Origin of the sequence: Klebsiella sp. KPN54798, from assembly GCF_021184225.1 — a bacterium.
GTDB lineage: Bacteria > Pseudomonadota > Gammaproteobacteria > Enterobacterales > Enterobacteriaceae > Klebsiella > Klebsiella pneumoniae.
This window is the reverse complement of sequence record NZ_CP089234.1, coordinates 328,460-348,411: the sequence shown is the minus strand read 5'-3', so window position 1 is coordinate 348,411 and position 19,952 is coordinate 328,460. Positions and strand designations below refer to the sequence as shown.

Sequence of the window (19,952 nt, the reverse complement as noted above, 5' to 3'; positions counted from 1 at the left end):
TTTTACACCCCCGCTTTCCAGCTCATCCCGCCGCGCCGCCGCCACGGGTCCAACCGAAAGCTTCAGGGCTTACGACCTTTGAAATACGCACACTCCGTGCGCGGGCCCATGCCAGACAGCCATGATGACCGGATTATCCTCTCCGGCGAATGGAGGAACGGCGCGCCATTCCCCCTCGGGTAAAACCATATCCACCACCTCTGCGGTGGCGTTCAGCGTGAGCAGCCAGCGATCCGACAACTGGATCTGCATACACGCGGCCCCCTGCTGCCACTCCGCGGCAGTCAGGGGCTGGGCGTTGCGATTAAGCCAGCGGACGTTGCCATCCCCCTCCTGCCACCAGCGGTTGCGGGTGAGCGCCGGAATACGGCGCCGCAGGTGGATCAGCGCCGCGGTAAAGGCGGTTAATCCCGGGTTCGCCTGGCGCCAGTCCAGCCACGTCAGGGCGTTGTCCTGGCAGTAAGCATTATTGTTACCGTGCTGGCTGTGGCCCTGTTCATCGCCCGCCAGCAGCATTGGCGTCCCCTGAGCCAGCAGCAGCGTCGTCAGCAGCGCATGCGCGCTGGCGCGCCGCCGTTCAATCACCGCAAAATTCGCTTCTAATCCTTCTATACCATGATTGTTGCTGTAGTTATTGTTAGTCCCATCGCGATTCTCCTCCCCGTTTGCCTCATTGTGTTTCTGATTGAAACAAACGCAGTCGCGCAGCGTGAAGCCATCGTGGGCCGTCACCAGGTTGACCGTCGCCGATGGCGGCTTGCCATCGCGGGCAAAGAGATCGCTGGAGGCCGCGAAACGTTGGGCAAAATCCCCCAGGGAGACATTTTGCTGTAACCAGAAGCGTCGGGCGCTATCGCGAAAATGGTCATTCCATTCAGCGAACAGCGGTGGGAAATTACCCACCTGATAGCCGCCCGGGCCGATATCCCAGGGTTCCGCAATCAGTTTCACCTGCGACAGCACGCTGTCGCGGCGGATAGCCTCGAACAGCGGCGCACCCTGGCGGAATTCCGGCGTCCGCCCCATCACTGAGGCGAGGTCGAAGCGAAAGCCGTCGACATGGCACTCATCCACCCAAAAGCGCAAACACTGGCGCGCCCACTCCACCACGCCGGGGTGGCTAAGATTGAGCGTATTACCGCACCCGGTCCAGTTGTGATAATCGCCATCCTCCCTTACCCAATAATAGCTACGGTTGTCGATTCCGCGCAGGGAGACGGTGGGCCCTTCTAGATCGATTTCCGCACTATGGTTGAGCACGATATCCAGAATCACTTCGATACCGGCGGCGTGCAGCGCCTTAACCGCATCGCGAAACTCATCGAGGGCGCGATCCGGGTCGCTGGCATAGCGCGGATCCAGCGCGAACCACGCCAACGGGTTGTAGCCCCAGTAGTTGCTTAACCCCATCCGCTGCAGTCGCGGCTCGCTGGCGAACTGCGCCACCGGCAACAGCTCAAGGGCGCTGATGCCCAGCGATTTGAAGTAAGCGATCATCGCCGGGTGGCCCAGCGCTTTATAGGTTCCGCGAATGGCTTCCGGTAGCTGCGGATTAAGCAAGGTGAGCCCTTTCACGTGCGCTTCATAAATCACCGTTTCCCCCCATGGGGTACGCGGCGGTTTATCGCCACGCCAGTCATAGCGCAGATCCACCACCTGCGATTTTGGCGCGACCGCGGCGCTGTCGCGGCGATCGGGCTGCCACATGCCGCCGTGCAGGCGCTCATCGTCAGGCAGATCGCCCTCGACCCGGTGGGCGCTGGGATCGATCAACAGCTTGGCCGGGTTAAAGCGGTGCCCCTGCGCCGGGTCCCAGGGACCATGTACCCGATAGCCGTAGCGCAGGCCCGGCCCGGCGGCGGCCAGCCAGCCGTGCCAGATGTCGCCGCTGCGCGCCGGGAGATCGAAGCGTTGCTCGTTGCCCTGCTCGTCGAATACGCACAGCTCCACCCGCTCCGCATGGGCGGAGAAGAGGGCGAAATTCACCCCCTTGCCGTCATAGCTGGCGCCCAATGGCGCAGGTTTGCCTGCCGCGAGTGAGGTCATTGCGCCTCCCGGACCAGCCAGATCGTCGCCAGCGGGGGCAGGGTCAGCGACAGCGAATGTTCGCGGCCATGGCTGGCGATAGCGTCGCTTTCCACCACGCCGCCATTGCCCTGATTGCTGCCGTGATAGTGCATGGAGTCGGTATTTAGCGCCTCGCGCCAGCGGCCCGGCTGGTTAATGCCGAAGCGGTAGTCGTGGCGCGGCACCGGCGTGAAGTTGCTGGCGACGATAATCTCGTTGCCCGCCCGGTCACGGCGTACAAAGACAAACACCGAGCGCTCATGGTCGTCGACCACCAGCCATTCGAAGCCGTAGGGGTCAAAATCCAGCTCGTGCAGCGCTTTATGATGCCGGTGGTATGGTTCAGGTCGCGCACCAGCCGCTGGACGCCGTGGTGCCAGTTGTCGCCGCCCTCCAGCAGATGCCAGTCGAGGCTAACGTCATGGTTCCACTCGCGGCCCTGAGCGAACTCATTGCCCATAAACAGCAGCTTTTTCCCCGGGAAGGCGAACAGCCAGCCGTAGTAGGCGCGCAGGTTGGCGAACTTCTGCCAGGCATCGCCCGGCATGCGGTCGAGAATCGATTTTTTGCCGTGCACCACTTCATCGTGGGAGAGCGGCAGCACAAAATTCTCGGTGTAGTTGTAGAGCATGCCGAAGGTCATTTTGTCATGATGGTAGCGGCGATGCACCGGATCGAGCTTCATGTAATCCAGGGTGTCGTGCATCCAGCCGAGGTTCCATTTGAACCAGAAACCGAGGCCGCCGCCGGCTGGCGGACGGGTCACCCCGGCAAAATCGGTGGACTCTTCCGCCATGGTGACCGCGCCCGGCGTCTGTTCGCCAAGGATGCGGTTGGTGTTGCGCAGAAACTCAATGGCTTCCAGATTCTCCCGACCGCCGTATTCGTTGGGGATCCACTCTCCCGCCTTGCGGCTATAATCGCGATAGATCATCGAGGCCACCGCGTCGACCCGCAGCGCATCGATGCCGAAGCGTTCGATCCAGTACAGCGCGTTACCCACCAGGTAGTTGCTGACTTCCCGACGTCCGTAGTTGTAGATCAGGGTATTCCAGTCCTGGTGATACCCCTCGCGCGGATCGCTGTGCTCATACAGCGAAGTGCCGTCAAACGAGGCAAGGGCAAAATCATCCGCCGGGAAGTGGCCGGGCACCCAGTCAAGAATGACGTTCAGCCCGGCGGCGTGCGCAGCATTGATAAAGTAACGGAAATCGTCGCGGGTGCCGAAGCGGCGGGTCGGCGCATAGAGCCCGGTGGGTTGATAGCCCCAGCTGCCGTCGAACGGGTGCTCGTTAACCGGCAATAGTTCGAGATGGGTGAAGCCCATCCATTTCGCATAGGGCACCAGCTGGTCGGCCAGCTCGCGGTAGCTCAGCCAGAAATTATTATCGGTATGACGGCGCCAGGAGCCGAGATGCACTTCATAGATAGAGATCGGGGCATCAAACTGGTTCGCCGCTCTGCGGTCCGCTGGCTGTTCCACTTTGGGCGGCAGGTCGCAGATAAGCGAGGCGCTTTCCGGACGCATTTGCGACTCAAAGGCGTAAGGGTCGGCTTTGACCCGCAGATTGCCGTGGGCGTCAATCAGTTCGAATTTATACAGCTGGCCATTGTGCGCGCCGGGAACGAACAGCTCCCAGATCCCGGACTCTTTGCGGAATCGCATCGGGTGGCGACGGCCATCCCAGTAGTTAAACTGCCCCACCACCGATACGCGGCGGGCGTTCGGCGCCCACACCGAGAAACGGGTACCGGTGACGCCGTCCATGGTGGCAGCGTGCGCGCCCAGCGTTTCGTAAGGGCGCAGGTGGGTCCCTTCCGACAGCAGCCAGACGTCAAGGTCCTGCAACAGCGGACCAAAGCGATAAGGGTCATCGATCAGATTCTGCTGCCCGTGCCAGGTGACGGCCAGCTGATAGCGAAAAGCGTTTTTACGCCGCGGCAGGACGCCGCTGAAGAAACCACGCGAGTCGAGACATTCGAGCTTGCCGACTTTGCGTCCGGTTTTCGGTTCAATAACCCACACGTCGGTGGCATCGGGTAATAATGCGCGCACTTCCAGCCCGGCGTCAGTACGGTGCATGCCGAGCACGGAAAAGGGATCCGCGAAATGACCGGCGATTAGCGCATTAATCACGTCTCTATCAATATGATTAGACATGCTTTCATCCTGTTGTAAGTGTCGCTCATTCCTGTAACTGGCGACTTTTTTTGACCTGAACGGCGCAGTGCTCTCAGCATCCTCCTGCTCCGTCCCACCTTCAGGTAAGGAATTCCTTACTTAAAGCATAGCCAAGGCTGAGTTACCTCCGTGGGGAAAAATCTAACATCCGCGTTTACTCCTTGTATTACGCAAAAAAAAAGGGGGCTTGAAGACCCCCTTTCTGTTCATCCTGGGCTTACGCCAGCTGGCGAAGCATCCGGCGCAGCGGCTCCGCGGCGCCCCACAGCAGCTGGTCGCCAACGGTAAAGGCCGATAGATACTCCGGCCCCATATTCAGTTTACGCAGGCGTCCTACCGGGGTGGTCAGGGTGCCCGTCACCGCGGCTGGGGTCAGCTCGCGCATGGTAATCTCACGATCGTTCGGTACCACTTTGGCCCACGGGTTGTGCGCGGCCAGCAGCTCTTCAACGGTCGGGATAGAAACATCTTTCTTCAGCTTGATGGTAAACGCCTGGCTGTGGCAGCGCAGCGCGCCAACGCGAACGCAGAGGCCGTCTACCGGGATAACGGACGAGGTGGCGAGGATCTTGTTGGTCTCCGCCTGGCCTTTCCACTCTTCGCGGCTCTGACCGTTATCCAGCTGTTTGTCGATCCACGGGATCAGGCTGCCCGCCAGCGGTACGCCAAAGTTATCGACCGGCAGCTCGCCGCTGCGGGTCAGCGACGTCACTTTGCGCTCAATATCCAGGATGGCGGAAGCCGGGTCCGCCAGCTCCGCGGCCACATGATTATGCAGTTGCCCCATCTGGCTCAGCAGCTCGCGCATATGACGCGCGCCGCCGCCGGAAGCCGCCTGGTACGTCGCCACGCTGACCCACTCCACCAGATCCTGAGCAAACAGGCCGCCGAGGGACATCAGCATCAGGCTGACGGTGCAGTTGCCGCCGACAAAGGTTTTCACGCCGTTGTTCAGGCCGGCGGTGATCACATCCTGGTTAACCGGGTCGAGGATAATGATCGCATCGTCCTTCATGCGCAGCGAAGAAGCCGCGTCAATCCAGTAACCCTGCCAGCCGCTTGCGCGCAGCTTCGGGTAAATCTCGTTGGTGTAATCGCCGCCCTGGCACGTGACAATAATGTCCAGCGCCTTCAGCGCGTCCAGATCGAACGCATCCTGCAGCGTGCCACCGGTGCTACCGCCGAATGACGGCGCTGGCTGTCCCAGCTGGGAGGTAGAGAAGAACACCGGGCGAATGGCGTCGAAATCGCGCTCTTCAACCATGCGTTGCATGAGGACAGAGCCGACCATTCCGCGCCAGCCGATAAAACCAACATTTTTCATAACGTATTCCTGCGAGGTGTGTGCTGTTTGTGCCTGGCCAGTTTCCAACTGGATTATCCCTCACCTTACAAAATGCAGCTAAAGTCGCAAGTGAAATTAATCAATGATTGCTGAACAATCAGAAAAGCAACTTATCCTGCACATTGTCCACCGTCGCTGGTCGTCGTCAAAAGCGCAACGATTATCGGGGAAATCCCCCGGGGAATGGAATATTTTCCGTCGCTATTTTATTGATCCTGATTATGGATTAAGCGTGAAATCTGGTGCTTTTCCGCTTGCCAAAAAAAAGCGACAAACCCAGTCACAGCAAGGGCTGACGAGGGATACGAGCATCGTCGTAGCGCTAATAAGGGCCAATAGCTGGCAAGGAAAAGAGGGAAAAAGGGCGGCTTATTGCAAAGAAGCCAGGGTAAGCAGCGTTACCCTGGCTTTTTATTTCCCGCGAGCGGGAGATGGGCGGGTTTAGCTCAGCAGCTGGAAGGCGATCATACCGACAATCGCCCCGGTGGTGCCAAGGATGGTTTCCATCATGGTCCAGGTCTTCAGCGTCTGGGCTTCACTGGCGCCGGTAAATTTACCAAACAGCCAGAAGCCGGCGTCGTTCACGTGGCTTACCACAATCGAGCCGCCGGCGATACAGATAGACAATGCCGCCATCTGCGCGCCGCTGTAGTTCAGCTGCTCAATCACCGGCATCACCAGGCCGACCGCCGTCAGGCACGCCACGGTGGCAGAGCCCTGAATGATACGCACCGCCGCCGCCAGTACGAAGCAGGTAATAGCGATCGGCAGCCCCATTCCGGTCAGCGCTTCACCAAGCGCCGGGCCAACGCCGGAGTCAACCAGCACCTGCTTGAAGACGCCGCCAGCCCCGATCACCAGCAGAATAATCCCGGCCGGCTGCAGCGCGTGGCCGCAAATCTCCATCACCCGGTCTTTCGCCATTCCCTGACGTACCGCCAGACCGTAAATCGCCACCAGGCAGGCCACCAGGATCGCGGTGAACGGGTGGCCGATAAACTCGAACCATTCGTAGGCAGTGGAACCCACCGGCACAAAGCGCGCGGCGATGGTTTTCAGGCCAACCAGCACCAGCGGCAGCAGGATCAGCGCCAGGCTGAAGCCGAAGGAGGGCATTTTGCCTTCCCCGAGATGCGGTTCCGTGACGTCGTCAGGAATATGCAATTCGACGTAGCGGCTGATGAAGTTGCCCCATAGCGGACCGGCGATAATCATCCCCGGAATGGCCGCACACAGGCCAATCAGGATCATCCAGCCAAAGTCGGCGTGCATTTGCGACGCCAGCAGCATCGGCGCCGGTCCAGGCAACAGAAACGCCGCGGCGGCGGCAACGCCGGCAAACAGCGGGATCACCAGCTTCACGAGGTTAGTACCGGTATGGCGCGCCATCGAGAAGGCGACGCTAATCAGCAGTACGATCGCCACTTCGAAGAACAGCGGCAGCGCGCAGATGAGACCGGCGAGACCAATCGCATAGTGCGCGCGATTGTGGCCAAAGGATTTGAGCATCTTGACGGCAATCTGATCGACCGCCCCCGTTTCATGCAGGATCTTACCGAACATCGCGCCGAGCGCGACGACGATCGCCAGGAAGCCCAGCGTACCGCCCATCCCTTTCTCCATCGTCGCCGCGATTTTATCCAGCGGCATGCCGGAGAAGAGACCGGCGCCAATAGAAACCACCATCAAAGCCACGAAGGCGTGCATTCGCGCCTTCATGACTAAAAACAGCAGCAGCAATACCGAGCCGACTGCTGTTAAAACAAGCGTTAAAGTACTCACTAGTGACTGCCTTTGTTGATCACCTCGATGGTGCTGGCCACCACGCCTTCCAGCGGCTGGTCGATATCGACGATAAGCACATCGCTCTCGTCGGCGCCTGGTTCCTGCAGCGTTTCAAACTGCGTCACCAACATTTGGGTTTTAAAGAAGTGCCCTTTACGTGCCTTCAGACGGCTTTCGATCACGTCGAAATCGCCTTTCAGGTAGATGAAGGAGAGGTTCGGGTTGCCCTTGCGCAGAATGTCGCGATAGCTCTTCTTCAGCGCCGAGCAGACGATCAGCGACACCTTGTTGGTACGCTGCATGGCGAACGCGGCGTCATTTAGCGCCTGCAGCCACGGCGTGCGGTCGTCATCGTTGAGCGGCTCGCCGGAGGCCATCTTGGTGATATTGCTGCGCGGATGGAGAAAGTCGCCGTCAAGAAACGCGGCATGCAGTTGATGCGCCACTTCGCTGGCGACAGCGGATTTTCCGCTGCCGGAAACGCCCATCAGGACATAGACGTGGTGATCATGGTTAGTCGTGCTCAAAGCGTCCTCCCACTGGACTGGTACGCCGCGCCGGGGCTGACTCATCCAGCGCGAAGGCGGCGTATCGGTTAATTGTTACGGGTAACTGTTATCGGTAACATTGTCATGCCGGACCTGTGGAGAAGCAATATCCATTCGTGCCAGATGTGAATATGTGTGATCTACTTCAAACTTGTCAGTTTAAATTGATCCGCCCGGTGACAATGTGAAACCTAAATCTAACATCTTAGGGGTAATCGCTTCACCACGAATGCGCGCCAGCAGCCGTTCGGCGCCGATGCGCCCCATTCGCTCGCGCGGGGTCAGGACGCTGGCCAGCCGCGGCTCCATCACCTGGCCGATATCATGGCCGTGGAACCCGGCGATCGCCATATCATCGGGGATCTTCAGCCCCAGACGCTGGCACTCGAACGCCGCGCCGACCGCGAGGTCATCGTTGGTGCAGAAGATGCCGTCGAGCTGCGGATATTCGCGGCGCGCCTGGCGCATCAGCTCAATCCCCGAAGAATAGGACGAGGATTGTTCCACCATCACGCTGTAGGGCGTCATCCCGGCGTCAAGCATCGCCTGCTCGTACCCCTTCTGTTTGATGATAGTACGTTCATCAAGACGCGCCCCCAGATAGGCGACATGGCGGTGGCCGCGGGCGATGATCGCCGCGGTCATCTGCCGGGCGGCTTCAAAGTTATCAAACCCGACGGCAATATCGAGACACGGCGACCGGCTGTCCATCAGCTCCACCACCGGAATGCCGGCGACTTCGATCATCTTCAGGGTGCGCGGCGTATGGGTGCGTTCGGTGAGGATCAGGCCATCAATGTTCCAGGAGAGCATCGATTCGAGGCGTTTCTCTTCCATTTCCGGCTTATAGCCGTAGTGCGCCAGCATGGTTTGATAGCCGAAGGCGTCGGTGACGCTTTCGATACCGCGCAGTACTTCCGAAAAGACCTGGTTGGTTAACGACGGCAGCAGCACGCCGATGGCGCGGCTGGTGGCGTTGGAAAGAATGTCAGGGGCGCGATTGGGAATATAACCCAGTTCATCGAGGGCAACGGCAATCTTGCCACGCAGCGCTTCGGAGACCTGCTCCGGGTTGCGTAAATAGCGACTGACCGTCATTTTGGTCACGCCGACAAGATCGGCTACATCCTGAAGTACGGGTCTTTTCTTTTTCATCGTCCTGACTGTGATCAACGGGAAACATTTTCTCAGTTTATCACGGACAAAGCGCAACCTTCCCTAACATGAGGGAAGGCTGCGCAATTTATTTAACCTGGCTCAGATAACTATCAAACCGGCGGCAGATCGAACAGCAGGATCTCGCTATCGCTGTTGGCATGAACCGAAATCGCCTGCTCGTCCCAGATGGCCAAACCGTCGCTGGTGGTGGCTTTGGTACCGTTGATGGTCACTTCGCCTTTGACCACCTGGATCCACACGCGGCGTTCCGCGGCAATCTGGTGAACCGACTGCTCATCTTTCAGCAGCGCCCAGCGATAGAGTTCCATATCCTGGTACACCTTCAGCGAGCCATCTCGCGCATCCGGCGACAGCACCAGCTGTTTGCCCTGGGCGGCGTCGAAGCGGCGCTGCTCGTAGCGCGGGGTAATGCCGGTTTCTTCCGGAATAATCCAGATCTGATACAGACGCAGACGATCGGTTTTGCTCGGGTTGTACTCAGAGTGGCGCACCCCGGTACCCGCGCTCATGATCTGGAACTCGCCCGCCGGCACCTGCTCTTTGTTGCCCATGCTGTCCTGGTGCTCCACCGCCCCTTCCAGCACATAGGTCAGGATCTCCATGTCTTTGTGCGGGTGGGTACCGAAGCCCTGACCGGCGTCGATGACGTCGTCGTTAATCACCCGCAGGGCGGAGAAGCCCATAAAGTTCGGGTCATAATAGTTGGCGAAAGAGAAAGTATGCCAGGAATCCAGCCAGCCATGGTTAGCGTGGCCACGTTCGTTCGCTTTGCGTAAATAGATCATGTTGCACCCCCGTATGTTGTCGATGGAGTCAGTGTGGACCCATTTCGCCGGCGATCATAGAGGGTGAAAATTGACTCCTCTGTTCAAAAAATATGAACAAGCGCAGAGGAGCCAATTTGACTTATCGGGTAAGGGTAATGGTGGCCGGTGAAGGCTGCTCAAAGCCGCGCTGCAGGATCTCCATATTGGTGAGAACGTCAGTTTCCTTGACGTAATTCGGCTGGCCGTTGACGAGGGTGTCGTACAGCGCGTCGTACACCCGACCATAATCGCCGCTCTCCAGCGGCACCGCTTCGCGCACCATCTCCCCTGCCTCGTTGACATACACCAGCTCGCCAACGCTGTCGTCCGCGCCAAATCCCGGCTCGCCCGGCATGATATTGGCCTTCAGGCTGGTCTCCTGCTGGTCAATGCCGTACTTCACAAACGAACCTTTGTGCCCGTGAACGATAAATTTCGGGTAATCGATCTGCACCAGATGGCTGGTCTTAACGATGGCCTTCATATCGCCGTAGAACAGCTGGGCTTCAAAGGTGTCATCCGGGTTGGCTTTATTGCGCAGCGAGCGCAGATCGTAAGAGACATGGTCCGGGCGGCCGAACAGCGAAATGATCTGATCCAGGGTATGCACGCCAAGGCCATAGAACTCGCCGTTTTGCGGACCGCCGGGGTTGGTCTCCGCCAGCGGGCGATAATTATCGAAATGGCTTTCGATCTCCACCAGTTCGCCGAGTTTCCCGCTCTCAATCACCTTTTTGGTGGTCAGGAAACAGGAGTCGAAACGGCGGTTCTGATAGGGCGTCACCGTCAGGCCTTTGCTGTTCGCCAGGGCAAACAGAGTTTTTGCTTCCTCCAGCGTCGGGGTGAACGGCTTTTCCACCAGCACGTTTTTCCCCGCCTCCAGCGCCTTTTTCGCATATTCAAAATGGCTGTCGGCGTGAGTGCAGACCACCACCAGCTTGACCAGTGGATCGTTTAATACTTCATCAAGGTCGCTGGTGAAATGAATATGGGAATACTGCGGCGCCTGCTCCTCGGGCTTCGCCCGGCGGCGGTAAATGTGCGCTACCTGCCAGCGGTCTTTGCGGTGCAAAACGTAAGGAAGGTGATAGCGGGTGGTGCTTTTACCAAAGCCAATAAATGCGCAGTGCAGAGTCATAACGCTGTCCTTAGTTAATGAGCTACCTTCAACCATAGCGCAAGCCGGTCCCTCACTTCATCCTCTCTGTTCGCTTGCAGTGAAGATTCGTTAGGAAAATAGTTCGAGTATCACTCATACGTAATTATTAATAACTTATTGATTAATAAGTGATTAAATCAGCAGTTTTCGGCAAAAAACCTTGATCGCCATGGCAAAACTGCGGATAAGTGGAGAGCAAACCAGGAGGTTGCTGATGACTAACGGAGTAGCCAGCCGCTGCTGATGGACAAACAGTATCTCGCCATAAACGGCGCCCTTTTTTTCTGGCTTCTCGCGCTGATCGCCTGGTCTGTCGATGCAAGCGCGCTGGCGCGCCTGGCGGCCGCCTGCGCGCTTATCGCTTTCCTCCTCCATAGCCAACGGAACAAGATTAACGCGATGTTTATTAAGAAAAATAAAACGGAACCTCAGATATCAGAAGCAGCCACGCCTCCGGCAATTAACCCAGAACCCGAAGCGGTCGCCAGCAAAAAACACGAGACTACGGTCATCGCCAGCGGGGTGCATTTCGTCGGCAATATAGTCGCCAGCGGCCATGTCTATATCCACGGCCAGGTCACCGGCAACATTGAGGCCAAAGAGCATTTGATTAAGGTAATGCGTGAAGGCCAGGTGGAGGGCAACGTCAGCTGCCGGGAGCTAATAATTGACGGCAAGGTGCAGGGCCAGTGTCATGGCGACAGCATCACCATCGAGGAGCACGGCCATCTGGAGGGTACCCTCGCCTATCGCGCGCTGGCGATCAAGAAAGGCGGCGTTTTTAGCGGTCGCGCTGAAATGCTGGCCGCCGCGGAGAACAAAAGTCATATTCTCGGTCTGGTAGCAGACGCGCCCTCCAAAGCCGACGCGCAGCCCGTCAGGCCGCAGAGCGCCTGAGATAGCAGCAAAAAAAAAGCCAGCACCCGGCTGGCTAAAGTAATACTGGAAGCAATGTGAGCAATGTCGTGCTTTCAGGCTTTCCGCAAGGGTCTCCCTGAATGCAGGACAATAATAATCATTCTCATTCGCACTTGTCTACTTTTTTTTGCAAATAATGCGTGTTGACTCGAACGCCGTAGTCAGTGATGTTTAAAGGGACTTTTCACCTGAATGAGGAACAAGGAATGAGTGACATCGTGATACGCCATGCTGAACCGAAAGATATTGACGCGATTCGTCAAATTCACGCCCAGCCGGAGGTGTATCACAACACGCTACAGGTCCCTCATCCATCCGAACATATGTGGCGGGAGCGGCTAACCGATACGCCCGGCGTGAAGCAACTGGTGGCCTGTATCGATGAGCAAGTCGTCGGCCATTTAAGCATTGCCGTCGTCCAACGTCCCCGCCGTAGCCACGTCGCCGATTTTGGTGTCAGCGTGGATTCGCGCTGGCACAACCGCGGCGTCGCCAGCGCGCTGATGCGCGAGATGATCGACCTGTGCGACAACTGGCTGCGCGTCGAGCGTATTGAGCTGACGGTGTTCGCCGATAATGCCCCGGCGATTGCGGTGTATAAGAAGTACGGCTTTGAGATCGAAGGCACCGGCAGGCGTTACGCGCTGCGCAACGGTGAGTATGTGGATGCGTATTATATGGCGAGAATGAAGTAGCGTGTTGCCGGGTGGCGGCTTCGCCTTACCCGGCCTGCGTTCGCACAGTTGTAGGCCCGGTAAGCGCAGCAGCGCCGCCGGGCAACACATCAATACCCCGCCGTTAAATCATCCGGCGAACGCGGATCGGAGGCGCCATACAGCATGCCGTCCGGCCCCACCATGATGCTCTGGGTACTGCCCATCGCCTCTTTCAGCGCCACTTTCTGCCCCTTCGCCTCCAGCAGCTTCAGGGTATCCGGGCTAAAGCCTTTCTCCACCCGCAGCTCATCCGGCAGCCATTGATGGTGGAAACGCGGCGCGTTGGTGGCTTCCGCGACGTTCATCCCGAAATCGATGGTATTGACCACCATCTGCAGTACGGTGGTGATGATCCGACTGCCGCCCGGGCTGCCGGTTACCAGCCAGGTTTTGCCGTCTTTCACCACAATGGTCGGCGACATTGACGACAGCGGGCGTTTTTTCGGCTCCACCGCATTGGCGTCGCCGCCCACCAGACCATAGACGTTAGGCACGCCGGGCTTCGCCGAGAAATCATCCATCTGGTTATTGAGCAGAATGCCGGAATCACCGGCCACAATGCCGGTACCGAAGGTGGTATTCAGCGTATAGGTCACCGCCACCGCATTGCCGTCTTTATCGACCACCGAGAAGTGGGTGGTCTGGTTGCTTTCATAGGGCGCCAGCTTGCCCGGACGGATCTGGCTGGAAGGCTTCGCCTTGTTGACATCAATCTCGGCGGCGATCGCTTTGGCGTAAGCCTTGCTGGTCAGCGCCTGCCACGGCACGTTGACGAAGTCAGGATCGCCGAGATATTCGGAACGGTCGGCATAGGCATGTTTCTCCGCCTCCGCCATCACCTGCATGGCGTCGGCGCTGCCAAAGCCATATTTCTGCATATCGAAGTTTTCGAGGATATTGAGGATCTGCACGATGTGGATCCCGCCGGAGGACGGCGGCGGCATAGAGTAAACCTCATACCCGCGATACTCGCCGCTAACCGGCGTACGCTCCACAGCCTTATAGCCGGCGAGATCGGCTTTGGTGATTAGCCCGCCGTGCTTTTTCATCTCGTCAGCGATCTGGTCGGCGATGGCCCCTTTATAGAAGGCGTCCGGGCCGTGCTCGGCAATCAGCTCCAGGCTCTTACCGAGGTTCTTCTGCACCAGCCGATCGCCCTTCTTCAGCGGCTCGCCGTTCTTCCAGAAGATCGCTTTACTATTTTCATGCTGCGGGATCACTTCGCTGCCGTAGGTCTTCAGATCGTCCGCCAGCGCATCGTTAACGATAAACCCCTCTTCCGCCAGCTTAATCGCCGGACGGATCACTTTGTTCAACGGCATGGTGCCATACTTTTCCAGCGCGAGGGAGAAACCGGCGACGCTGCCTGGCGTGCCGGAGGCCAGATGCGAAGTCAGTGATTTTTTACTGTCCGGGTTGCCCTGGTCGTCAAGGAACATGTCGCGGGTGGCCTGCTCTGGCGCCATTTCGCGGAAATCGATCGCCGTGGTCTTGCCGTCTTTAGTCCGCAGCATCATAAAACCGCCGCCGCCAATATTCCCGGCCTGCGGATGGGTGACCGCCAGCGCGTAGCCTACCGCTACCGCCGCATCGACAGCGTTACCGCCCTGGCGCAGGATATCCACGCCGACGCGGGTCGCCAGCGCGTCCACCGAGGCCACCATCCCCTGCCGGGCGCGTACCGGGTGGAACACATCTTCCTCTACGCCATAAGAGACCGGCGGCGGCGGTGGCGGATTGGCGGCGACGGTAAAGCTGCCCCCCGCCAGCAACGCAGCGATGACCACCTGACGCCATATTGTTGTTTTTATCATTGTCTTACTCCTGAAAGGTAGGTTTCATTCCCCGCTTAAGCCTGGTTGATAACTCCTAAAAAATCATTGTTATGGCAGATTCGAGGTACACTTAAGTGATCCCACGCACGGGAGGAGAAAACCATGAAAGCGATTCTGTTTCTGGCGGCGCTGATGCCGCTTGGCGTATTAGCCCAGCCGATCAATATTAATAACAACCCTAACCAGCCGGGTTACGTGGTCCCCAGCCAGCAGCGCATGCAAAATGAGATGAAGATCCAGCAACAGCAGCAGCAGAGCATGCTAAAGCAGGATCTAAACAATCAGACCCGCTCGCAGCAGCAGCATTTGCAAAACCAGCTGCAGACTAATCAGCAGCGCGCGGCCCAGGGCGGCAATCTGAATGCGCCGCAGCAGGTGCGGCCAAATAACAACGGTGGAATGCTGCGGCAGACTAATCCGTAAAGGTCGTCCGCCGCAAATCCGTCTTAAGGCTGGAAATTCGGCCCGATGACATCAATGGCATCGGTGCAGATGCAGTCTACGCCCCAGCACAGCAGTTCGGCGGCGCGCTGGGGTTTATTGACCGTGTACACCAGAATGTGCAGGCCGGCCTGTTTCAGGCTCGCCACCCGCGCCGCATCCAGCAGTTTGTGATTGAGGTGCATCGACACGCAGCCCAACCGGGTGGTCAATTCGCGCCAGTCATCGCGCCACTCATCCAGCAGCAGCCCGCGCGGCAGCTCGGGCGCGGCTTCCTGCGCCGCCTCCAGGGCGTCGATTTCAAAAGAGGAGAGCAGCGGCGCGGTCATGCCTTGCCATAGATCGCGCGCGGCCAGCGCCACCACTCTGCCGGTCTGCGGCCCCAGCCCGGTGGTCGGCTTAATTTCGATATTCGCCATCATGCCGTGACGACGGCAGCGCTCCGCCACCTGGGAGAGCAACGGCAGCGGCTCGCCCTTAAATTCACGGCTGAACCAGCTACCGGCATCGACCTTCAGCAGATCGTCCCACGCCAGCTCGCCCGCCACGCCCCAGCCATTGCTGGTGCGTTCGAGATTATCGTCATGCAGCAGAAAGATCTGCCCGTCCTTCGACAGCTTGGCGTCAAATTCAATCATCGTGTGCCCGTAGCGGGCGCCGACGTCGATAGCCGCCAGGGTGTTCTCCGGCGCCAGTTTACCGCCGCCGCGATGGGCGACGATGCGGGGATAAGGCCAGTTACTCATGCGCGTTGTCCTGTTTCACCATCAAAGAGGTGCAGATGTTCCAAAGGCAGATGCAGCCATAGCGTGCTGCCTGCCGCCGGGCGCTGCTGGTGCGGCAGTCTGACCACCAGCTTCTGTTCGCCCCAGCGCCCGTGAGCGAGGTTATCGGCACCTAAAATTTCCAGGGTGTCCATCAGCAGCGGAATGCCGCCTTGCGCCTGTGAGCTTAAGATAAAATGCTCCGGACGGATACCGAGCGTCATTTTACGCCCAGCGTGGCGCCGGTGCTCATGATTCGTCGGCAGCTGCATGCCGCCCGCCAGCTCAAAGCGACCGCCGTCATCGCTGATGCGCCCTTCCAGCAGGTTCATGGCCGGGCTGCCGATAAAGCTCGCCACAAAGCGGCTGGCTGGTTTCTCATACACTTCCACCGGGGTGCCGATCTGCTCGGCAACGCCTTTGTTCATCACCATCACCCGCTGGGCGAGGGTCATCGCCTCCACCTGGTCATGGGTGACGTACAGCGAGGTGGTTTTCAGGCGGCGATGCAGCTGCTGCAGTTCCAGACGCATCTGCACGCGCAGCTTGGCGTCGAGGTTTGACAACGGTTCGTCGAAGAGGAATACCGCCGGGTCACGCACGATGGCGCGGCCCATCGCCACGCGCTGGCGCTGGCCGCCGGACAGTTCCCGCGGACGGCGCTTGAGCAGACCATCCAGCTCAAGAATGCGCGCCGCCTCCTGCACCCGCTCGGCGATCAATCCCTTACCCATGCCGCGAATCTTCAGCCCCCACGCCATGTTCTCTTCCACGCTCATATGCGGATAAAGGGCATAGTTCTGGAACACCATCGCGATGCCGCGATCTTTCGGCTCCATCTCGGTCACCCGTTTACGATCGATCCAGATATCGCCGCTGGTCACCCGTTCAAGTCCGGCGACCATCCGCAGCAGCGTTGATTTCCCGCAGCCCGACGGGCCGACCATAACGATAAATTCCCCGTCCGCCACGTCCAGCGTCAGCGGTTGAATTACCTGGGTTTTGCCATCCCAGCTTTTGCTTACTGCCTGTAGTTTTAAACCAGCCATTTTATTTCTCACTATCGACCAGGCCGCGCACAAACGCGCGCTGCATGGCTAAAACGATGACGACCGGCGGGATCAGGGTCAGCAGCATCGCCGCCATCACCTGATTCCACTGGGTAGTACCTTCGCCGGTGGCGATCATGCCTTTAATACCGGCGACGGCGGTGCCAAGATTCACATCCTGAATAATCAGCAACGGCCATAGATACTGGTTCCAGCCGTAGATAAAGGTGATGACGAACAGCGCGGCGAGGTTGGTTTTCGACAGCGGCAGCACGATGTCGCGAAAGAAGCGCATCGGCGAAGCGCCATCGATACGCGCCGCTTCAATCAGCTCGTCCGGCAGGGTCATAAAGAACTGGCGGAACAGGAAGGTGGCGGTAGCCGAAGCCATCAACGGCAGCGTTAACCCGGCATAGCTGTCGAGCATGTTGAGGTTGGCGATCACCTCCACCGTCGGGAAAATACGCACCTCGACCGGCAGCATCAGGGTGATAAAGATCATCCAGAAGAACAGATTACGCAGCGGAAAGCGGAACCAGACGATGGCGAACGCCGAAAGCATCGACACCACGATTTTGCCGACCGTAATGGCGAACGCCATGATGAAACTGTTGAGCATCATCAGCCAGAACGGCGCGCTGTTGACGCCGACGCCGTTCACCCAGATGGTCTTCATGTTCTCCAGCAGATGTCCGCCGGGGATCAGCGTCATCGGCGTTTCAAATACCGATTTGTTATCCAGCGTCGCCGCCACGAAGGCGACGTACAGCGGGAATAAAATGACGGCGATACCCAGGATCAGCATGGTGTGGCTGAAAATCGTCAGCCCGCGACGGTTCTCAATCATTGGTAACGCACCTTAGTTTCAACGTAACGGAACTGCACCACCGTCAGGATAATGACGAGGAACATCAGCACCACCGACTGCGCGGCGGAAGCGGATAGATCGAGCCCGGCGAAACCTTCGCGATAGATTTTGTAGATCAGAGTGGTGGTAGCCTGCACCGGGCCGCCGGCGGTGGCGGCATCGATCACCGGGAAGGTGTCGAAGAAGGCATAAACCAGATTGACCACCAGCAGGAAGAAACTCACCGGCGCAATCAGCGGCAGCGCCAGCTTAAAGAAGCGACGAATCGGCCCGGCGCCGTCGATGGCGGCGGCCTCAACCAGCGAACGCGGAATCGACTGCAGCGCGGCGAAAAAGAACAGGAAGTTGTAGCTTATCTGTTTCCACACCGAGGCGAAGACCACCAGAAACATCGCCTGGCCGCTGTTCTGCGCATGGTTCCAGTCGTAGCCCAGCTCGCCGAGGAAATGGGTGATCAGCCCGCGCCCGGGGTTAAAGAGGAAGATCCACAGCACCGCCGCGACGGCGGGGGCCACGGCGTACGGCAGCAGCATCAGCGTTTGATAAAAGCGGCTGCCGCGCACCACATAGTCGACCAGCGCGGCGAAAAACAGTGAAATGAGCAGGCCGCTGACGGTCACCAGGGCGCTGAATTTTATGGTGGTCCAGAACGAGTCCAGGTAGTACGGATCGTGGAACAGCGCAACGAAGTTATCCAGGCCGACGAACTGGCTGGAAAGGCCAAAGGGATCGACGCTCTGCAGCGAGTACCACAGCGCTTCGCCTGCGGGCCAGATAAAGAAAATCAGCGTGATAATCAGCTGCGGCGCGACCAGCACATAGGGCAGCCAGCGCGAGCGGAATACCGGACGGGATGATGACATTGAGATTGGGTTCCTGAACAATGCCGGGTGGCGGCTACGCCTTACCCGGCCTACATAGGGCACATCGTAGGCCCGGTAAGCGCAGCGCCACCGGGCAAGTTACAGATTACGATTTGGTCGCTTGCTCGAAGCGACGCAGCAGCTGGTTCCCGCGCTGCACGGCGGAATCCAGCGCCTGCTGCGGGGTTTTCTTGCCGGTCCACACGCTCTCCAGCTCTTCATCGACGATGGTGCGGATTTGCGGCATGTTGCCCAGGCGCAGACCTTTGGTGAACGGCAACGGCGGCTTGTTCAGCATCTGGCGGGTAGCGATATCGGCGCCCGGGTTCTTATCATAGAAGCCCTGCTGACGCGTCAGATCGTAGGCCGCGGTAGTGATCGGCAGGTAGCCGGTTTTCTGGTGCCACTCGGCGGCGTTTTCCGGTTTGGTCAGGAAGTCGAGGAACTTCGCCACGCCGGTGTAGGTCTCTTTGTCTTTGCCCTGCATCACCCACAGGCTGGCCCCGCCGATGATGGCGTTCTGCGGCGCGCCTTTCACGTCGGCATCGTAAGGCATCATGCCGACGCCGTAGTTAAATTTGGCGTACTGGCGGATATCGGCCAGCGAGCCGGACGAGGCAGTGGTAATGGCGCAGTCGCCGTTATAGAACTTTTCGGTAGACTCGTCTTTACGCCCGAAGTAGCTGAAATCGCCCTTCTTGTTCATCTCTTCGAGCAGCGCGATATGCTTCACCTGCTCCGGCTTGTTGAACTCAAGAACCGCGTCGGTACCGTCGAAGCCGTTATTCTTCGTGGCCACCGGCAGACCGTGCCAGGCGCTGAAGTTTTCAATCTGGATCCAGCCCTGCCAGCCGCTGGCGTAGCCGCACTTCATCCCGGCGGCTTTCAGCTTCGCGGTGTAGGCCGCCAGATCCTGCCAGGTCTTCGGCGGCTGCTCCGGATCTAAGCCGGCTTTTTTGAAGGCGTCTTTGTTGTAGTAGAGCACCGGGGTAGAGCTGTTAAACGGCTGGGAGAGCAGATGGCCGGTTTTCGAATCGGTGTAATACCCGGCCACCGTCGGTACGAACTGCGATTCATCAAACTTGATGCCCGCCTCGCTAAACACCTGGTAGACCGGCTTAATGGCTTTTGACGCCATCATGGTGGCGGTGCCGACTTCATACACCTGCAGGATAGCCGGCGCGTTGCCGGTACGGAAGGCGGCGATACCGGCGCTCAGGCTCTGCTCGTAGTTGCCTTTGTATACCGGAACGATTTTGTAATCAGGATTGGCCGCGTTAAAGCGTTGCGCCAGAGAATCCACTTCTTTACCCAGCTCGCCTTCCATTGAGTGCCAGAATGGGATGGTGGTAACCGCCAGGGCCTGACCGGCAAAAGCCAGGCTCAGCGCCAGTCCTAAAGCTGTATGTCGTAACGATATCATCGGT

At 58.6% G+C, this 19,952-nt stretch carries 17 protein-coding genes and 1 pseudogene; 4 read left to right on the top strand and 14 right to left on the bottom strand.

What is annotated here, in order from left to right:
* Positions 1-69 precede the first annotated feature (69 nt).
* The 3 genes and pseudogenes from glgX to asd form a co-directional block, all read right to left on the bottom strand.
* The gene (gene glgX, locus LPQ25_RS01620; protein ID WP_015875210.1) at positions 70-2,046 is read right to left on the bottom strand and encodes a glycogen debranching protein GlgX; all 1,977 of its coding nucleotides are present in this window, start codon (positions 2,044-2,046) and stop codon (positions 70-72) included.
* Positions 2,043-4,228 (bottom strand): annotated as a pseudogene (gene glgB, locus LPQ25_RS01615) (1,4-alpha-glucan branching enzyme). The gene glgX and the pseudogene glgB overlap by 4 nt, the downstream one beginning before the upstream one ends.
* Positions 4,229-4,466: 238 nt before the next feature.
* Entirely contained in the window at positions 4,467-5,573 is a 1,107-nt protein-coding gene (gene asd / locus LPQ25_RS01610) for an aspartate-semialdehyde dehydrogenase (protein WP_002920570.1), read from the bottom strand.
* Between the two features lie 103 nt (positions 5,574-5,676).
* On the opposite strand from asd, the gene LPQ25_RS01605 reads away from it, so the two are divergent.
* On the top strand, positions 5,677-6,039 hold the full coding sequence (locus LPQ25_RS01605; protein WP_014906836.1) for a hypothetical protein: 363 nt from the start codon (positions 5,677-5,679) through the stop codon (positions 6,037-6,039).
* Here LPQ25_RS01605 and gntU read toward each other — a convergent pair.
* From gntU to LPQ25_RS01580, 5 genes are all read right to left on the bottom strand, one after another.
* On the bottom strand, positions 6,036-7,376 hold the full coding sequence (gene gntU / locus LPQ25_RS01600) for a gluconate transporter (protein ID WP_002920773.1): 1,341 nt from the start codon (positions 7,374-7,376) through the stop codon (positions 6,036-6,038). The genes LPQ25_RS01605 and gntU overlap by 4 nt on opposite strands.
* The gene (gene gntK / locus LPQ25_RS01595) at positions 7,376-7,906 is read right to left on the bottom strand and encodes a gluconokinase (RefSeq protein WP_002920775.1); all 531 of its coding nucleotides are present in this window, start codon (positions 7,904-7,906) and stop codon (positions 7,376-7,378) included. Before gntK ends, gntU begins: the two co-directional genes overlap by 1 nt.
* 180 nt (positions 7,907-8,086) lie before the next feature.
* Positions 8,087-9,082, bottom strand: a complete 996-nt coding sequence (gene gntR, locus LPQ25_RS01590; protein ID WP_002920777.1) for a gluconate operon transcriptional repressor GntR — start codon at positions 9,080-9,082, stop codon at positions 8,087-8,089.
* A gap of 113 nt (positions 9,083-9,195) precedes the next feature.
* A complete protein-coding gene (locus LPQ25_RS01585) occupies positions 9,196-9,891 on the bottom strand; it encodes a pirin family protein (RefSeq protein ID WP_014906835.1) in 696 nt (231 codons plus the stop codon).
* A 121-nt stretch (positions 9,892-10,012) separates the two neighbouring features.
* The gene (locus tag LPQ25_RS01580) at positions 10,013-11,050 is read right to left on the bottom strand and encodes an oxidoreductase (protein WP_004200666.1); all 1,038 of its coding nucleotides are present in this window, start codon (positions 11,048-11,050) and stop codon (positions 10,013-10,015) included.
* A 264-nt stretch (positions 11,051-11,314) separates the two neighbouring features.
* On the opposite strand from LPQ25_RS01580, the gene LPQ25_RS01575 reads away from it, so the two are divergent.
* Positions 11,315-11,968, top strand: a complete 654-nt coding sequence (locus tag LPQ25_RS01575; RefSeq protein WP_014906834.1) for a bactofilin family protein — start codon at positions 11,315-11,317, stop codon at positions 11,966-11,968.
* A gap of 227 nt (positions 11,969-12,195) precedes the next feature.
* Complete coding sequence (yhhY, locus tag LPQ25_RS01570) at positions 12,196-12,684, top strand: N-acetyltransferase (RefSeq protein ID WP_004174011.1); 489 nt, start codon at positions 12,196-12,198, stop codon at positions 12,682-12,684.
* Between the two features lie 89 nt (positions 12,685-12,773).
* Here yhhY and ggt read toward each other — a convergent pair whose 3' ends face one another.
* Positions 12,774-14,519, bottom strand: coding sequence for a gamma-glutamyltransferase (gene ggt, locus LPQ25_RS01565; protein ID WP_004150072.1), 1,746 nt, complete (start codon positions 14,517-14,519; stop codon positions 12,774-12,776).
* 123 nt (positions 14,520-14,642) lie between these two features.
* Between ggt and LPQ25_RS01560 the strand changes: the two genes are divergently transcribed.
* Entirely contained in the window at positions 14,643-14,963 is a 321-nt protein-coding gene (locus LPQ25_RS01560; protein ID WP_004150073.1) for a DUF2756 family protein, read from the top strand.
* Positions 14,964-14,986: 23 nt separating this feature from the next.
* Here the strand turns inward: LPQ25_RS01560 and ugpQ are convergent, their stop codons facing one another.
* The 5 genes from ugpQ to ugpB all read right to left on the bottom strand — a co-directional run bounded on the left by ugpQ (position 14,987) and on the right by ugpB (position 19,948).
* Positions 14,987-15,727, bottom strand: coding sequence for a glycerophosphodiester phosphodiesterase (ugpQ, locus tag LPQ25_RS01555; protein ID WP_014906832.1), 741 nt, complete (start codon positions 15,725-15,727; stop codon positions 14,987-14,989).
* Positions 15,724-16,794: a sn-glycerol-3-phosphate import ATP-binding protein UgpC gene (locus tag LPQ25_RS01550; RefSeq protein ID WP_004150074.1), complete on the bottom strand. Its 1,071-nt coding sequence runs from the start codon at positions 16,792-16,794 to the stop codon at positions 15,724-15,726. Before LPQ25_RS01550 ends, ugpQ begins: the two co-directional genes overlap by 4 nt.
* 1 nt (position 16,795) lies before the next feature.
* Positions 16,796-17,641, bottom strand: coding sequence for a sn-glycerol-3-phosphate ABC transporter permease UgpE (gene ugpE, locus LPQ25_RS01545; RefSeq protein ID WP_004145129.1), 846 nt, complete (start codon positions 17,639-17,641; stop codon positions 16,796-16,798).
* Positions 17,638-18,525, bottom strand: a complete 888-nt coding sequence (gene ugpA / locus LPQ25_RS01540; protein WP_014906831.1) for a sn-glycerol-3-phosphate ABC transporter permease UgpA — start codon at positions 18,523-18,525, stop codon at positions 17,638-17,640. Before ugpA ends, ugpE begins: the two co-directional genes overlap by 4 nt.
* Positions 18,526-18,631: 106 nt before the next feature.
* Entirely contained in the window at positions 18,632-19,948 is a 1,317-nt protein-coding gene (gene ugpB / locus LPQ25_RS01535; protein ID WP_004174008.1) for a sn-glycerol-3-phosphate ABC transporter substrate-binding protein UgpB, read from the bottom strand.
* Positions 19,949-19,952: the final 4 nt, after the last annotated feature.

Coding starts and splice junctions, on each gene's coding strand:
- glgX (WP_015875210.1), bottom strand. CDS start 2,046: ATGACCTCACTCGCGGCAGGCAAACCTGCGCCATTGGGCGCCAGCTAT.
- asd (WP_002920570.1), bottom strand. CDS start 5,573: ATGAAAAATGTTGGTTTTATCGGCTGGCGCGGAATGGTCGGCTCTGTC.
- LPQ25_RS01605 (WP_014906836.1), top strand. CDS start 5,677: ATGATTGCTGAACAATCAGAAAAGCAACTTATCCTGCACATTGTCCAC.
- gntR (WP_002920777.1), bottom strand. CDS start 9,082: ATGAAAAAGAAAAGACCCGTACTTCAGGATGTAGCCGATCTTGTCGGC.
- LPQ25_RS01585 (WP_014906835.1), bottom strand. CDS start 9,891: ATGATCTATTTACGCAAAGCGAACGAACGTGGCCACGCTAACCATGGC.
- LPQ25_RS01580 (WP_004200666.1), bottom strand. CDS start 11,050: ATGACTCTGCACTGCGCATTTATTGGCTTTGGTAAAAGCACCACCCGC.
- LPQ25_RS01575 (WP_014906834.1), top strand. CDS start 11,315: ATGGACAAACAGTATCTCGCCATAAACGGCGCCCTTTTTTTCTGGCTT.
- yhhY (WP_004174011.1), top strand. CDS start 12,196: ATGAGTGACATCGTGATACGCCATGCTGAACCGAAAGATATTGACGCG.
- ggt (WP_004150072.1), bottom strand. CDS start 14,519: ATGATAAAAACAACAATATGGCGTCAGGTGGTCATCGCTGCGTTGCTG.
- LPQ25_RS01560 (WP_004150073.1), top strand. CDS start 14,643: ATGAAAGCGATTCTGTTTCTGGCGGCGCTGATGCCGCTTGGCGTATTA.
- ugpQ (WP_014906832.1), bottom strand. CDS start 15,727: ATGAGTAACTGGCCTTATCCCCGCATCGTCGCCCATCGCGGCGGCGGT.
- LPQ25_RS01550 (WP_004150074.1), bottom strand. CDS start 16,794: ATGGCTGGTTTAAAACTACAGGCAGTAAGCAAAAGCTGGGATGGCAAA.
- ugpE (WP_004145129.1), bottom strand. CDS start 17,641: ATGATTGAGAACCGTCGCGGGCTGACGATTTTCAGCCACACCATGCTG.
- ugpA (WP_014906831.1), bottom strand. CDS start 18,525: ATGTCATCATCCCGTCCGGTATTCCGCTCGCGCTGGCTGCCCTATGTG.
- ugpB (WP_004174008.1), bottom strand. CDS start 19,948: ATGATATCGTTACGACATACAGCTTTAGGACTGGCGCTGAGCCTGGCT.